This is a genomic window from Saezia sanguinis, from assembly GCF_963921665.1.
GTDB classification, from domain to species: Bacteria; Pseudomonadota; Gammaproteobacteria; order Burkholderiales; family Burkholderiaceae_C; genus Saezia; species Saezia sanguinis.
Map to the genome: position 1 here is coordinate 54,554 of NZ_CAWUGC010000019.1, position 14,412 is coordinate 68,965.

Genomic DNA, 14,412 nt, shown 5'->3' on the forward strand with positions numbered 1-14,412 from the left:
GTCTCCCATATGAATACGCATGGAATCGTCAAACTGAACCACCTGGGCATTATCCGGGCGGCCGGGCCGGATGCCGCCAGTTTTCTGCATGGACAACTCAGCAACGACATGGCACACCTGGATGCCCAGCACGCTAGACTTGCCGCATACTGCTCTGCCCAGGGCCGCATGCTGGCCAGCTTCATTGTGATCAAAAGCACCCCGGAAGAACTGCTGCTGATCTGTGCGGCCGACCTGCTGGAAGCCACCTTGAAACGATTATCCATGTTTGTGCTGCGGGCCAAAGTCAAACTGACCAATGCCAGCAGCGAACTGTCATTATATGGCCTGGCATGTTCTCCAGAACGCATGCCGGATTTTCTGGTGCCGGCTGCTGTGCCATGGGCCTGCCAGCACCATGATGCACACCTGGCGGTCCGGCTGCCAGATGCCGCAGGCACCCAGCGTTACCTGATCGTCGCATCCTCACAACAAACCCTGCCCGCCTTTGCCGCGCTGCCGGAATCTACCTGGGACTGGCTCGAAATCCAAAGCGGCATTCCCATGGTCCGCCAGCAGATCCGGGAGCAGTATGTTCCCCAGATGCTCAATTACGAATCCATCGGCGGCATTGACTTTGCCAAAGGCTGCTATCCGGGGCAGGAAGTCATCTCCCGCAGCCAGTTCCGCGGCACATTGAAGCGGCACACCTATCTGCTTTCCAGCAGTCAGGCGCTGCAACCCGGTGAAGAAGTTCTGACCGTCACAGATCCGGCCCAGCCGGCCGGCGCAATCATTGCAGCAGCGCCCGGCCCCGATCACGGCTGGAGCGCGCTGGCCGTACTGCGCACCGATGATGCACAACCACCGCTGAAAACCGCCTCCGGGGCTGATGTCACTATTGAAGCGCTGCCCTACCCCTTACGTACCGACTTCTAAAACAACCCTGCGGTGTGGCTCAATACCTGTTCAGATATGTCCTCAAAGAGCCACACCCGGTTTGACCGGGAACAAACATACCACACGCCAAGTGTCCCTGCTCAACCACCGCACAAGCCTTACAGCATAAAATCAGACAGATGACCAATGTATAACAGGGCGCTTATCAGCAACCCTGTTGCTACAGGCAGCACCACCCCGGCTGCCATCAACTGAACTGCCATTTACCCACCTGGCAAAACTGGCTGGCCTACTACGGCCTACTATCTACCCGGCCCTGACCTTGCCGACACTCCGGCAAGTCAGCCCAATATGCCCACAACAACCAAGGCACAGTGCCTGTACCAGCCATACACTTATTTGGCTTTTTTGTTTTTAAGGAATTTTGCACATGCAGTTTCTGGCCCGCATCAGTCGCTTTGTCGGCAATACATTTGCCGTCTGGGTCCTCCTGTTTGCCATTCTGGCGTACTTCCTGCCGGATTCATTCAAATGGCTGCTCAAGTATGTGGTGCCGCTGCTGGGCATCATCATGTTTGGCATGGGCCTGACACTGTCCAAAAAAGACTTTCAGGATGTATTCACCCGCCCGAAAGACGTTCTGCTTGGCGTTCTGGGCCAATTCACCATCATGCCCGGGCTGGCATGGCTGCTGGTCAAAACCATTGACCTGCCCCCCGAAGTGGCGCTGGGCGTCATATTAGTAGGCTGTTGCCCCGGAGGAACCGCCTCCAACGTCATGACCTTTTTGGCCCGGGGCGACCTGGCGCTGTCTGTGACCATCACCTCCGTCAGCACACTGCTGGCCCCGGTGGTCACGCCTGCGCTGATCTACCTGCTGGCAAGCCAGTGGATTGAAGTCAGCGCGACCGCCATGTTCTGGTCTATTGTTCAGGTGGTCATTCTGCCCATTGTGGCTGGGCTGGTTGTGCAATACTTTCTGGGCCTGCGGGTTAAACCCTTTGTTCAGGTATTGCCGCTGATTTCCGTGATCGCAATCGTTGCGATTGTGGCAGCCGTTGTGGCAGGCAGCCAGGCCAAAATCGCTACCATGGGACCGCTGATTTTCCTGGTGGTGGTACTGCACAACGGCCTGGGACTGATCCTGGGCTATCTGCTCGGGAAAATATTCAGAATGTCGCTGCCCAAACGCAAAGCACTTGCCATTGAGGTCGGCATGCAAAACTCCGGCCTGGGTGCCGCGCTGGCAACTGCCCACTTTTCACCGCTGGCCGCAGTTCCAAGTGCCATTTTCAGCGTCTGGCACAACATATCAGGCCCGATTGCCGCCACCATCTTCCGCCGCTTTAAAGACAAAGAAGTACAAGTGCATAAAGCCCAACCTGCACCGGCAGAAGCCACTGAAAACAAAATGCCGTAAAAAGAACAAAGCCCGTTTCAGCTCACACTGGTAGCTAAACGGGCTTAAAGCTGAATGATCAATTTCAATTAGTCAAAGCGCAGCACTTCCAGCCCGTGAGAGCGGGCCAGCAAACACACAGACGCACGCTGTGCCGCAAAAATACCCACAGTGACAACCCCCGCCCACTGGCTGATGATCGCTTCCATATCTGCCGGATCGACAATCTTCAGGCCCCGGGCATCAATGATGTGGTTGCCGTTATCCGTTACAAACCCTTTGCGCCATTGCGGCGTTGCCCCCATCTTTTGCAACCGGCGCTCAATCTGGGCCCTTGCCATCGGAATCACTTCCACCGGCAGCGGGAAAAAGCCCAGCACATCCACCAGCTTGCTTTCATCGGCCACACAGATAAACTGGTGGGCCTGTGCCGCCAGAATTTTTTCACGCGTCAGCGCACCGCCACCGCCTTTGATCATGCAGCCCGATTTGTTGATTTCGTCCGCACCGTCAATATAAACCGGAATATCTTCCACCTCATTGGGGTCAAACACCTCAATACCATAGCTGCGCAAACGCACCGTGCTGGCTTCAGAGCTGGACACCGCCCCCCGTATGCGGTGTTTGATACCGCCCAGCGCATCAATGAACTTGTTCACTGTGGAGCCGGTGCCTACGCCGACAATACTGCCTTCCACCACATAATCCAAAGCAGCTTTACCTGCCAGCGTTTTGAGTTCATCCTGTGTCATAACTGTCAAATTCTTTCAAGAGTGAGACAATGGGGGTCTGTTTATACTGATCTCGTGTTCACAGACTGGGTGGTGCTATTTTAGCGTTCTTTTCAGTCAATTCACGAAAGTCTCTCTATGCATTTTTCCTCTTATGATCTGGCGCGCCCCTGGCTGTTCTGTCTTGACCCCGAACGTGCACACGACCTGACCATCAGCCTGCTTTCCAATACACAGCACACAGGGCTGGCCCGCCTGTACCAGCAGCAGCGCGCTCTGAACCCGGTCACCCTTGCCGGCCTGACCTTTCCGAACCCGGTCGGACTGGCCGCAGGGCTTGACAAAAATGCCTGTTGCATTGACGGGTTTGCCCAACTGGGTTTTGGTTTTATTGAAGTGGGCACCGTCACACCGCGCCCGCAGCCGGGCAACCCCAAGCCCCGCATTTTCCGCCTGCCAGAGGCCAATGCGCTGATCAACCGCTTTGGCTTTAATAACGAAGGCGTTGAAACATTTGTCCGCAACGTCCGCGGTGCACGCTTTCGCTCAACGGGCGGTATTCTGGGCATCAACATCGGCAAAAACAAAGACACGCCGATAGAACGTGCCAATGACGACTATTTGACTGCATTGCAGGCGGTATATGCCGATGCAGACTACATCACCATCAACATCTCCAGCCCCAATACCCAGAACTTGCGTGAGCTGCAAAGCGACGCCGCACTGGACAGCCTGCTGGCAGCGCTGACGGCCAAACGCAGCGAGCTGGCGCATGAGCACGGGCACAAAGTCCCGCTGTTTGTCAAAATCGCCCCCGATCTCGATGAACAGCAGATTGCGCTGATTGCCCAGGCTTTGCAGCAACATGGCATTGACGGCGTGATTGCAACCAACACCACCATTTCACGCACCATGGTGTCACACCTTTCGCATGGCGCGGAAACCGGCGGCCTTTCAGGCGCACCGCTGCGTCAGGCCAGCACACAGATCATCCGCCAGCTCAGGCAGGCGTTAGGTGCGGACTATCCGATCATCGGCGTGGGCGGCATCATGTCAGGTTACGACGCGCAGGAAAAAATCAATGCAGGCGCCAATCTGGTGCAGTTGTATACCGGGCTGATCTACCGCGGCCCTGCACTGGTGAAAGAAGTCGCTCAAGCACTGGCACAGCCGGCCTGAGCCTAAAACGGTACAACATCCAACCAACCCCCTGCGCTACAGGCAGGCGGGCGGTCTTATGATTACCTGATTATTTATTCAGCCGCTTCTGCCAGCCACGCCTGCATCGCCTGCGATTGCGGCTGGTTCAGGCGCAACGCCCTTTGCGTATTCCCCGCATCAGGTGGCATCATTTCCACATGAATACAGACTGCATCTCTGGGTTGGTTGAGCGCAAAAATACCCTGGCGATCCAGCTCCATCATTGCCTGCTCCATGGCTTGCATGCGCAACGGAACCTCATCCTCCCAATAAGCAGGCAGGTGCAGGTAATCTGCGGGGGTACGTTCTGAAAACATTTTTTTGACCGTCGCAAAATATTCATCCCCTGCCAGCCAGTAAGGAGAATCACCGTACGACCACTTGAGCCAATAAGCATCCTGGGGGTTTTGCTGCGTGATGCGCCAATGCCTCCCACGTCCACGCCGAAACGGTAGGTGCCAGCGCCTCACCGGTTGTGATCAACGTGCAGTAGTAGTAAGACTCACCGTTTTCAAACAACTCACGAAATGCCTTGCCAGCCGCCTTGACGATTTCTGCCGTCAGCAATTCTGTATCACCCGCCATAAAAGTCACATCTAGCCGTTAACAGTGTATGATTTTCAGTGCCTGGAAAAAGCACGAAATCCTTAATAAACCAGGCTAGCTGAACAGCCTTCTGGCTGCGGCACTGCCGGCCGACAGGCCACGCTGTTCCAACTGGTCATACAGTTTTTCCAGCATCTGATGGATGGCGTCAAACGCTTCCACTCCCAGCGGCGTGCCCTGCTCGTCCACCACCGATGCATCCATATTTTTGGACAGTGTTGCAGCCACCTTGTACAGCAGTTTGAACGGCTGTTCCAGCCGGTCGGTCTGCGGCACATCCAGTGTCAGCGTCACATGGGTAATGGGCATCATATTCGGGTCATCGGCCATGGCTGCCTGCATGTCGTATTGCAGCGTCAGGATCGGCGGCGCACCGGCCTGCATGGCCGGAATCACCAGCCGGCCGGGCAAGGTTCCCGCAACAAACCCCATACCGGCGGCCTGCTGCTGCACATAAGACGGCGACCAGGCCGACTTGTTGGCAACCAGATGCATGATGATCTGCGCATCGTGGTCATTGGCAAACTGATCCAGCTCGCGCGCATGCCCCACGGTTTCAATCATATCAGGCGCATCAAACGCCGCGCCCAGCGCATCGGCGTAACTCTGCATTTTCATGATGAAGTCAGAATACTCAATCTCATTGAGCGCACCCATGCGGTTGGCCAGTTGCAGACCCACCATCAGTTCCTGATACTGCTGGCCTGCCTGCAGCGATTCCCACACGCGGCTTTTGGCATTCAGCCCTTCAAAATACATGGGCTTGCTGCCGGCCCGGCGCGAAGAGGGCGCTGCCATCAGCGCTGTATCGCCGGTAATCGGGTGTTCCAGATGAATGGTCACCACGGCATCAATCAGCGGGTCAATCGACGCGACGGTATAAGATGAAATCGTGGGCAGCCCAACGAGGTCATCCGGAATAGCGGCTGCGATGTGTGAAGGCTCAACCGCTTCGGGCTGTTGTGTCTTAGCAGATACGGCGCCATCTTTTTCCAGCACCGGTTCCACCTGTGAACCTTTGGCGGCGTTGCCATCGGGCTTGACCTGCAACATCTGACGTGCCTTGTGCATCTGCCACAGCCCCTGAACGATCACACCGACCAGGATCAGCCCGCCGGCACCTGCTAACAGCATATACAGATCATTCATGCCAAAACCTTCATCTCTATATCCATTTCTGTTGTACGCCAATGCATACACCCAGTATATACATTTTTAGCCGCATCCACTGCTTGCAGGGACAGCCCTTTCGCTCAGACTTCTGCCATCGTCATGGCAGCGGCCATATCCACCGCCACAATGCGCGATACACCCTGCTCCTGCATCGTCACCCCAACCAGTTGCTCGGCCATTTCCATCGCAATCTTGTTATGCGAAATAAACAGGAACTGCGTTTCCTTGGACATACTGGTGACCAGCTTGGCATAACGCTCGGTGTTGGCATCATCCAGTGGTGCATCCACCTCATCCAGCAGACAGAATGGCGCCGGATTAAGCTGGAAAATCGCAAACACCAGCGCAATCGCTGTCAGCGCTTTTTCACCCCCCGAAAGCAGATGAATCGTGCTGTTGCGCTTGCCCGGCGGCTGTGCCATCACCTGCACACCCGAATCCAGAATCTCGTCTCCCGTCATCACCAGTTTGGCATGTCCACCACCGAAAAGTTCCGGGAACATACGACCAAAATGGTCATTGACGGTATTGAACGTATGCGTAAGCAGCTCGCGCGTCTGCGCATCAATTTTCTGAATGGCATTTTCCAGTGTTGTGATCGCTTCGTTCAAATCACCCACCTGCGCATCCAGGAAAGTCTTGCGTTCACGTGCTGCGCTCAACTCTTCCAGCGCAGCCAGGTTCACCGCACCCAATGCTGCAATGGCACGCTGCAGGCGGTCAATTTCCGATTGCAGGCCGCTGAGCTTGACGCCATCGTTTTCAACACTTTGTGCCAGCGCTTCCAGGTCCACTTCCGCCTGTGCCAGATGCTCGGCATACTGGTCAAAGCCGATTTCCGCAGCCTGCGCTTTCAGTTGCAGTTCTGTCACCCGCTGGCGCAGCGGATCAAGCTCATGCGACATCTGCATGCGCTGCTCATCTGCTGCACGCAAACGCTGTGTCAAATCATCATATTCCGAACGCAACAGCGACAGTTTCTCTTCGCATGCCACCTTAACTTCCAGCGCATCCTGCAAGCCGGTCTGCGCTGCCGCATCGTCATATTGCGACAATTCTGTGCGCAAACGCTCGTCTTCTGTCTGCAATGACTGCGCCTGCTGCTCCGCCGTTTGAATGCCCCGCTGCAATTCCTGCTGGCGTGCCTGCAACGTCCGTACCGAAAACCGGGCTTCCTGCGCACGGTTTTCCAGCGCCCGGCCCTGCTCACGCCCCTGTGACAACACGCGCTCGGCAGCCATCACCGCCTCATCCAGCCGCGCCTGGCGCTCCTGCTCGTTCGCCAGCGCCAGGTCCAGTTCTTCAAAACGCGCTTCCGCAGCAACCCTGCGCTCCTGCAGATCTTCCATGCGCGCCTGTGTTTCTGCCAGGTCATCACCCAGTTGGGCATGCCGGGCCTGGGCAGACTCGGCCTGCTGCGAAAGCCGCAACACCTCCACCTGCAACTGGTGCACCTGCTGCTGTTGCTGCTTAGACTGCTGCTGCAAGCTGCTCAGCTTCTGCTCTGCCTGGCCATGCGCCATATCGGCACGCATGGATGCGGCTTTCACCTGCTCCACAATCAAGGCCTGTGCCCTGATCTGCTTTTCCAGGTTCTCCATTTCCTGCTGGCGTGCCAGCATGCCGGACTGCTCGGAATCGGCCGCATAAAAACTGACCGAATGCTGCGTGATGGCATGGCCATCCGCCACATAAAACGCCTCACCGCTACCCAGCGTCTGGCGCTGTGCCAGCGCATCGCCAAGCGAATCTATCGCCCAGCAGCCGTGCAGCCAGTCGGCCAGCAGTGCCTTGAGCGCCGGATCATTGATCTTTACCTTGTCCACTAGTGCACGCTTGCCAGCTGCGGCAGCCGCCGGTGCAGCCACCTGTGCCTGGGTATAAAAAGTCAGCCGGGTCGGTGGCGTATCCTTGGCAAACCCCTGCAAACGCTCTAACTGGCCCACTTCCAGCGCCGCCAGCCGTTCACGCAAAGCGCCTTCCAGCGCAGCTTCCCAGCCGGTATCCACATGCAGGCGGTGCCACAGTGCGGTCAGGCTTTGCAGTCCGTGCTTTTCCAACCACGGTTGCAGCTTGCCGTCGGTCTGCACCTTTTCCTGCAAGGCGCGCAAGGCCTGCAAACGGGCATCCAACTCGGTCTGCTTGGCCTGCTCGGTGCGCACCAGTTCGCGCTCGTTACGGCTTTTTTCTGCCAGATCCGGCAAGGTGGCAGCCAGTTCCTCAAGCTGCGCATTGAGCACTTCCTGGCTCTGCTCGTCCTGCACCAGTTGCGCCCGCAGTTTGTCCAGGCGCTCCTGGTCCGGCAATGTCAATTGCGACTTTTCAGACGTCAGCCGTTCATGGCGCTGTGTCAACGCACGCAACTGGTCATCCACCAGCCCCTGCTCGGTAGAAAGCAGTTGAATCTGCTGCTGCACCTGCACCACGGCATTACGTTGCTGCGAAGCCTCCTGCTGTTTGCGCCGCAGCGCCTCTTCCAGCTCAGGCGTGCGCCCGCCTTCCTCTTCGCTTTGTGCCTGCAGCAAAGCCGCCTGCTCTTCAGCCTCCAGCATCTGGGCACTGATGGTTTCCAGTTCGTCAAGCGCCTGCTGTCTGCGCCCGCTCCAGGATTCCACCTGCGCCTTCAACTCTGTCATGCGCTGCTGCGCGCGGTTGCGCCCATCCACCACAAAACGGATCTCGGCTTCCAGCTTGCCCACTTCAGCACTGGCTTCATACAACTTACCCTGAGCCTGGTTCACCGCATCGCCCGACGCATAATGCGTCTGGCGTATGGTCTCGAGCTCGCTTTCCGTTTTGCGCAGGTCGCTCATGCGGCCTTCCAGCGCCGCCTGCGCCTGTTCAATACGGGCCCCGATATGCTGCTGCTCGGCCTTGGCCTCCTGCTGCTTGAGCCACCACAATTGATGCTGCTTGAGCGTGGCTTCGTTCTGCAAATCATGGTAACGGCCCGCCACTTCGGCCTGCTTTTCCAGCTTGTCCAGATTGGCGTTCAACTCGCGCAAAATATCCTGCACACGCGTCAGGTTCTCGTGTGTATCATGCAGGCGGTTTTCCGTTTCGCGCCGGCGTTCCTTGTATTTGGACACGCCTGCGGCCTCTTCCAGAAACAGGCGCATGTCTTCCGGCCGCGATTCAATGATCCGGCTGATCGTGCCCTGCCCGATAATGGCATATGCGCGCGGCCCCAGACCGGTACCCAGAAACACATCCTGAATATCGCGCCGACGCACCGTCTGCCCGTTGATCATGTAGCTGGAATTGCCATCGCGCGTCAGCACCCGACGCACGGAAATTTCGGCATACTGGTTCCACTGCCCGCCGGCGCGGTGTTCCGAGTTGTCAAACACCAGTTCAACGCTGGCGCGGCTGGACGGCTTGCGTGTCGTCGTACCGCTGAAAATCACATCCTGCATTGACTCGCCGCGCAGCTCCGACGCACGCGACTCCCCCAGCACCCAGCGCACCGCGTCGATGATATTGGACTTGCCGCACCCGTTGGGCCCTACAACGGCAACCAGTTGTCCAGGTACCTGGAACTGGGTCGGTTCAGCAAATGATTTAAATCCTGATAATTTGATAGATGTCAGCCGCACAGAAATGCTCTTACGATAACGTCAAAAAATACGCCTTATTTTCCTATAAAAAGGATAATAAGCCTATTGGTCAGGCAAGACCACACATATGCATCATCCCTGGCGCTTACCGCTACGATGATAACCTGCCCTCGGGCCCAAAAGGCCAAAACCCTTTACAGACTGAGTTTACCTTATCATGAATTCTTACATGTCACGTTTGCAGCCTTCTCCTTTTGTGCGGTTGCGCGAGCTTTATACAGGCATTACCCCGAACCCGGCATACCGCCATATCAACCTGGGGCTGGGCGAACCCCAGCACCCCACGCCCAAGCTGATCAAAGATGCCATCATCAGCCATCTGGATGGCATCTCGCACTACCCGGCCATGGCCGGACTGCCAGCGCTGCGTGAGGCATTTGCCGGCTGGACCGAGCGCCGCTATGGCGTGCCCCTGAATCCGGCCACACAGGCCTTGCCTGTCAGCGGCTCCAAAGAGGCGCTGTTTTCACTGGTGCATTTTCTGACCGATACCACTGCCCCTGACGCCACAGTCGTTTTCCCGAACCCGTTTTTCCAGGTGTATGAATCTGCTGCCGCGCTCGCCGGTGTTAACATGCATTTTGTTTACGGCGAAGAAAACAACCACTTTCTGGTGGACTGGGACAAAGTGCCTGCAAACGTCTGGCAGAAAACGCAGGTGCTGATCGTCTGCTCGCCCGATAACCCCACCGGCGCCGTCATACCGCTGGAACAGTGGAAGCAGTTGTTTGAGCTCAGCGACCGTTATGGTTTTAGCATCATATCGGACGAATGCTACAGCGAAATCTGGTTTGGCGACACGGCCCCACTGGGTGCGCTGGAAGCTGCCGCCCAACTTGGCCGTACCGACTTTCGCCGCCTGGTGGCAGTGACCAGCCTGTCCAAACGCTCCAACGCGCCTGGGCTGCGCTCAGGCTTTGTCAGCGGCGATGAGCAAATCATCAAGCCCTACCTCACTTACCGCCTGCACCAGGGCATGATGATGGGCCTGACTGTGCAACACGCCAGCATTGCCGCATGGAGCGATGAAGCACACGTCAACACCAACCGCGAGCTGTACCGGCAAAAATTTGCCCAGGTGGTCCCCGTGCTGCAAAAAGTGCTGGAAGTCCCCATGCCTGACGCCAGCTTTTACCTGTGGCCCAAAGTGCCTGGCAGCGATGCCGAATTCGCCCGGGACCTGATGGCGCAGTACAACATCACCGTCATGCCGGGCAGCTACATGGCGCGCGATATGAACGGCTTCAACCCCGGGACCTCGCGCCTGCGACTGGCACTGGTGGCCGATGTGGAGGAATGCCTGGAAGCCGCGCACCGCATTGCCGAGTTTGCCGCGAAAAGGAAACCATAACGCCCAATGCGCCTAACACACCCAACGCAAGGAAAAACCTGTATGAAACCATTGCTGTTATTCACTGCCGGTTTATCGTTCATGGTGAGTGTATATGCGCAGATACCCGCACCGTTTTCAAACTGGCAGCAGGTGAACGACCCCAAGAATGAACAGGAAATTGTGCTGGTTAATCCGCAGGACATCCAGCCTGTTCAGGGACAGCCACACCTGCGCCAGTTCAGAATGCGTGTACAGCCTTTTGAAGATAGTGCCAAACAGGTACCCAGCGATGCCGCGGCCGATTTTTTAATGACGCTCAATTGTCAGGACAACACCCTGCGCATTGACGGCCTGGAGCTGTATATCGAAGCCTGGGGACTGGTTCCTTATGGCAAAAGCGAAACCTCAGGCAGTGGCGGTGAATTCACCCCACTTGACCAGATGTCCGATGATCCGCAAAGCAGGCAGATGTACCAGACTGTCCGCCGGATCGTGTGTGATTAAAACCGCAGCAACAACGGCGGTAAAAACAGCCTGTCAGTCTGGGGGCAGATCTCCGCTACCCTCATTGCTTTATTTGCGTGCAAAAAACGCCTGCACCAGGCTGACCCAGAACGCCGCACCGTAAGGCAAGGCCTCGTCGTTAAAGTCGTAACACGGGTGATGCACCTCACGCACGCCCTGCCCGCCATCGGTATTGTTGCCAATACCCAGTTGCGCAAAGCAGCCCGGCACTTTCTGCAGGTAGTAGGCAAAATCCTCTGAGCCGCTGCGGCGCGGAAAGTGCGTATCCACATGGTCTTTGCCAAACAGCGTTTCCGCCACGGCAATGACAAACTGGCGCTGTGGCTCATGATTAAGCAGCACCGGGTAGCCCCGCTCAAAACTCAGTACGCCGCTGCCACCATGCATGGCCGGCAGCATTTCTACCATGCAGCGCATACCGGCCTCTATATCGTCAATCAACTGCATATCAAAAGTGCGCATGGTGCCTTTAAGCACTGCTTCATCCGGGATCACATTGTATGCATCCCCCGCATGAAACTGCGTTACCGACAGCACGGCGGCCGTATCCGGATTTTTATGACGTGAAATCAGCGTTTGCAGCGCCAGCACCACTTCGGCGCCAATAACCACCGGGTCTACCGTTTTATGCGGCATGGCCGCGTGCCCGCCAACACCCTTGAGGGTGATTTCAAATGAATTGGACGACGCCGAAGACACCCCCGCAGTCAACCCGATGTGCCCTAACGGCAGGCCGGGCCGATTATGCAGGCCATAGATTTCATCACACGGAAAACGCTCGAACAAACCATCGTCCAGCATCGCTTTGGCGCCGCCTGGTGGCAACTCCTCCGCCGGCTGAAAAATGAAATTCACCGTCCCGGCAAAATCCCGGTGCTGCGACAGCCATTTTGCCGCATACAGCAAGATGGTGGTATGCCCGTCATGCCCGCAACCATGCATGGCGCCGGGTACCGTGGACGCATGTGCCAGCCCGGTTTTTTCCTGCATCGGCAATGCATCCATATCCGCCCGCAACCCGATGGCATGCCGGCTTTTGCCTGCGCTGCCACGTAGAACACCGACCACACCGGTCTGCCCGACACCTGTATGCACCTCAAGCCCCCACGCCGCCAGCAGCTCAGTAATGATCTTGGCTGTGCGCGTTTCCTGAAATGCCGGCTCCGGGTGTGCGTGAAGGTCACGCCTGATCTGTGTGAACTCGTCGTGAAACACCCTGATCTCATCAATCAGACTCATACCACCCTCACTTCCTGCATCGTCCGCATGAAAAAACCAGAAACACACAATGTGCTTCTGGTTTTACATGGCGTCTTCTATTTCACAAAAGGCTTTATTTGGCTGGCGTAATTTCCAGCGCCATGGTCATCTGGTCCATACGGCCCTTGTAATCAATATCGCGCTTCATGGCCCAGACCGAGTGCTCAAAATGAATCGGCAGCAATGCAAAGTCTGCCATCGCCATTTTATTGCCCTGTTGCAGCAAAGCCAGGCGTTTCTCATCATCCAGCTCAGAACGCGCCTGCATCACAATTTTGTCGACCTCGGGGTTGGAATAGTGCGCATAGTTGGTGGTACCCTGCCCACGCTCCTTATCCACCGTCATGACCAGCGCCGTGAGCGGGTTGGACATTTCACCCGACCCCGCGCCCCAGCCAATCAGGTAGGCACTGTAAGACAGATTCTGCGCCTTGGAGAAAAAGACCGATGGTGCCGAAGCATCTACCGATGTCTTGATACCGATGCGCGCCCACATGGCAGCCAGTGTCTGCGCCACTTTCACATCGTTCATATAACGGCCATTCGGCGACCCCAGCACCAGCGTAAAACCGTTCGGGAAGCCGGCTTCCGCCAGCAGGGCTTTGGCGCGCTCCACATTGGCCGCAGGCACTTCCATCATTTCTTTGCTGGCGCCAAACATCGGGTACGGCGACAACTGTGCCGCCGGCGTGGCCATGCCGTTCATCACGCGCTCGACCAGTGCCTTGCGGTCAATCGCCAGCGACATCGCTTCACGCACGCGATGGTCTTTGAGCGGGTTCACGCCATTGGTGCCGGTAATGCCGGGCGGGTTGTCACGGTCTGAATCCAGCCCGATATACACCAGCCGGTAACTGGGCCCCTGCACCACCACACGCATGTTTGGGTTATCCTGCAGGCGTTTCAAATCTTCCACCGGCGGGTCTTCAACAAAATCCACATCACCGGCCTGCAATGCGGCAATACGCGATGCCGGATTGTTGATCGGACGGTAGATCACCCGGTCCCATGCCGGCTTTTCACCCCAGTAATACGGGTTGCGCTCAAAAACCAGTTCCGAGCCGCGCCGCCATGATACAAAGCGGTACGGGCCGGTACCCACCAGACCATCGCCGGAATTTAACTGCGTTGTGGTTTTGCCTTCGGGAGCCGGGCCTGCTGCGGCCTTAGCCGACATGATCGGCAGCCCTGCCATGTTGTTGGGCACCAGCGGGTAGGGCTCTGCGGTGGTGATGCGCACGGTCAGCGGGTCAACCGCTTCCACATTAACCACCTGCTGCAGATAAATCGTCAGCGGTGACGGGCTGTTGGGCACCAGCGGCACCCGCTTGAGCGAAAACACCACGTCTTCGGCAGTCAAAGGTGAGCCATCGGAAAACTTCACGTCCGGGCGCAGTTTGAACGTCCAGACATTGCCATCCACACTCCATGACTCTGCCAGGCAGGGTTTCGGTGCCATGACGGCATCGCGGCACACCAGCGGATCAAACAGCGTTTGGGTCACCTGAATGTTGGAGGTCAGCGCATGGTAGTGCGGGTCCATCGAAGTCGGCTCAGACCGCAGCGCGATCACCAGGTCTTTGGCCAGTACCTGTGTGCCGGACAGCATGGCCGCGGTTGCGACCGAGGCCGCCAGCACCATGCGCAGGAAACGTGATTTCGGAGACTGCATAGCATTCCTTTCACAAA

At 57.0% G+C, this 14,412-nt stretch carries 10 protein-coding genes and 1 pseudogene; 5 read left to right on the top strand and 6 right to left on the bottom strand.

Going from position 1 to position 14,412, the window contains the following annotated elements:
- Positions 1 to 9 precede the first annotated feature (9 nt).
- Both AACY98_RS13860 and AACY98_RS13865 read left to right on the top strand, forming a co-directional pair.
- The gene (locus AACY98_RS13860; protein WP_339805955.1) at positions 10 to 918 is read left to right on the top strand and encodes a YgfZ/GcvT domain-containing protein; all 909 of its coding nucleotides are present in this window, start codon (positions 10 to 12) and stop codon (positions 916 to 918) included.
- Between the two features lie 391 nt (positions 919 to 1,309).
- Positions 1,310 to 2,299 carry a bile acid:sodium symporter family protein gene (locus tag AACY98_RS13865; RefSeq protein ID WP_339805957.1) on the top strand — a complete coding sequence of 330 codons (990 nt, stop codon included), beginning with the start codon at positions 1,310 to 1,312 and terminating at the stop codon, positions 2,297 to 2,299.
- A gap of 68 nt (positions 2,300 to 2,367) precedes the next feature.
- Here the strand turns inward: AACY98_RS13865 and rpiA are convergent, their stop codons facing one another.
- Positions 2,368 to 3,030 (bottom strand): ribose-5-phosphate isomerase RpiA, encoded by a 663-nt coding sequence (gene rpiA / locus AACY98_RS13870; protein ID WP_339805960.1) that lies wholly within the window; start codon positions 3,028 to 3,030, stop codon positions 2,368 to 2,370.
- Between the two features lie 117 nt (positions 3,031 to 3,147).
- Between rpiA and AACY98_RS13875 the strand changes: the two genes are divergently transcribed.
- Positions 3,148 to 4,188 carry a quinone-dependent dihydroorotate dehydrogenase gene (locus tag AACY98_RS13875; protein ID WP_339805963.1) on the top strand — a complete coding sequence of 347 codons (1,041 nt, stop codon included), beginning with the start codon at positions 3,148 to 3,150 and terminating at the stop codon, positions 4,186 to 4,188.
- Positions 4,189 to 4,262: 74 nt separating this feature from the next.
- Here the strand turns inward: AACY98_RS13875 and AACY98_RS13880 are convergent.
- The 3 genes and pseudogenes from AACY98_RS13880 to smc all read right to left on the bottom strand — a co-directional run bounded on the left by AACY98_RS13880 (position 4,263) and on the right by smc (position 9,584).
- A pseudogene (locus tag AACY98_RS13880) lies at positions 4,263 to 4,794 on the bottom strand (DUF4303 domain-containing protein).
- A 75-nt stretch (positions 4,795 to 4,869) separates the two neighbouring features.
- Positions 4,870 to 5,964, bottom strand: coding sequence for a cell division protein ZipA C-terminal FtsZ-binding domain-containing protein (locus tag AACY98_RS13890; protein ID WP_339805970.1), 1,095 nt, complete (start codon positions 5,962 to 5,964; stop codon positions 4,870 to 4,872).
- Positions 5,965 to 6,068: 104 nt separating this feature from the next.
- Positions 6,069 to 9,584, bottom strand: a complete 3,516-nt coding sequence (gene smc, locus AACY98_RS13895; protein ID WP_339805972.1) for a chromosome segregation protein SMC — start codon at positions 9,582 to 9,584, stop codon at positions 6,069 to 6,071.
- A 178-nt stretch (positions 9,585 to 9,762) separates the two neighbouring features.
- Between smc and dapC the strand changes: the two genes are divergently transcribed.
- The gene (dapC, locus tag AACY98_RS13900) at positions 9,763 to 10,956 is read left to right on the top strand and encodes a succinyldiaminopimelate transaminase (protein WP_339805974.1); all 1,194 of its coding nucleotides are present in this window, start codon (positions 9,763 to 9,765) and stop codon (positions 10,954 to 10,956) included.
- A 42-nt stretch (positions 10,957 to 10,998) separates the two neighbouring features.
- Positions 10,999 to 11,442 (top strand): hypothetical protein, encoded by a 444-nt coding sequence (locus AACY98_RS13905; protein ID WP_339805976.1) that lies wholly within the window; start codon positions 10,999 to 11,001, stop codon positions 11,440 to 11,442.
- A 69-nt stretch (positions 11,443 to 11,511) separates the two neighbouring features.
- Here AACY98_RS13905 and AACY98_RS13910 read toward each other — a convergent pair whose 3' ends face one another.
- Positions 11,512 to 12,702, bottom strand: a complete 1,191-nt coding sequence (locus AACY98_RS13910) for a M20 aminoacylase family protein (RefSeq protein WP_339805978.1) — start codon at positions 12,700 to 12,702, stop codon at positions 11,512 to 11,514.
- A gap of 94 nt (positions 12,703 to 12,796) precedes the next feature.
- Positions 12,797 to 14,395: an ABC transporter substrate-binding protein gene (locus AACY98_RS13915; protein ID WP_423817579.1), complete on the bottom strand. Its 1,599-nt coding sequence runs from the start codon at positions 14,393 to 14,395 to the stop codon at positions 12,797 to 12,799.
- Positions 14,396 to 14,412: the final 17 nt, after the last annotated feature.

What these genes read in the sequence shown, in the direction of transcription:
- AACY98_RS13860 (WP_339805955.1), top strand. Translation starts at nt 10, where the DNA reads ATGAATACGCATGGAATCGTCAAACTGAACCACCTGGGCATTATCCGG.
- AACY98_RS13865 (WP_339805957.1), top strand. Translation starts at nt 1,310, where the DNA reads ATGCAGTTTCTGGCCCGCATCAGTCGCTTTGTCGGCAATACATTTGCC.
- rpiA (WP_339805960.1), bottom strand. Translation starts at nt 3,030, where the DNA reads ATGACACAGGATGAACTCAAAACGCTGGCAGGTAAAGCTGCTTTGGAT.
- AACY98_RS13875 (WP_339805963.1), top strand. Translation starts at nt 3,148, where the DNA reads ATGCATTTTTCCTCTTATGATCTGGCGCGCCCCTGGCTGTTCTGTCTT.
- AACY98_RS13890 (WP_339805970.1), bottom strand. Translation starts at nt 5,964, where the DNA reads ATGAATGATCTGTATATGCTGTTAGCAGGTGCCGGCGGGCTGATCCTG.
- dapC (WP_339805974.1), top strand. Translation starts at nt 9,763, where the DNA reads ATGAATTCTTACATGTCACGTTTGCAGCCTTCTCCTTTTGTGCGGTTG.
- AACY98_RS13905 (WP_339805976.1), top strand. Translation starts at nt 10,999, where the DNA reads ATGAAACCATTGCTGTTATTCACTGCCGGTTTATCGTTCATGGTGAGT.
- AACY98_RS13910 (WP_339805978.1), bottom strand. Translation starts at nt 12,702, where the DNA reads ATGAGTCTGATTGATGAGATCAGGGTGTTTCACGACGAGTTCACACAG.
- AACY98_RS13915 (WP_423817579.1), bottom strand. Translation starts at nt 14,395, where the DNA reads ATGCAGTCTCCGAAATCACGTTTCCTGCGCATGGTGCTGGCGGCCTCG.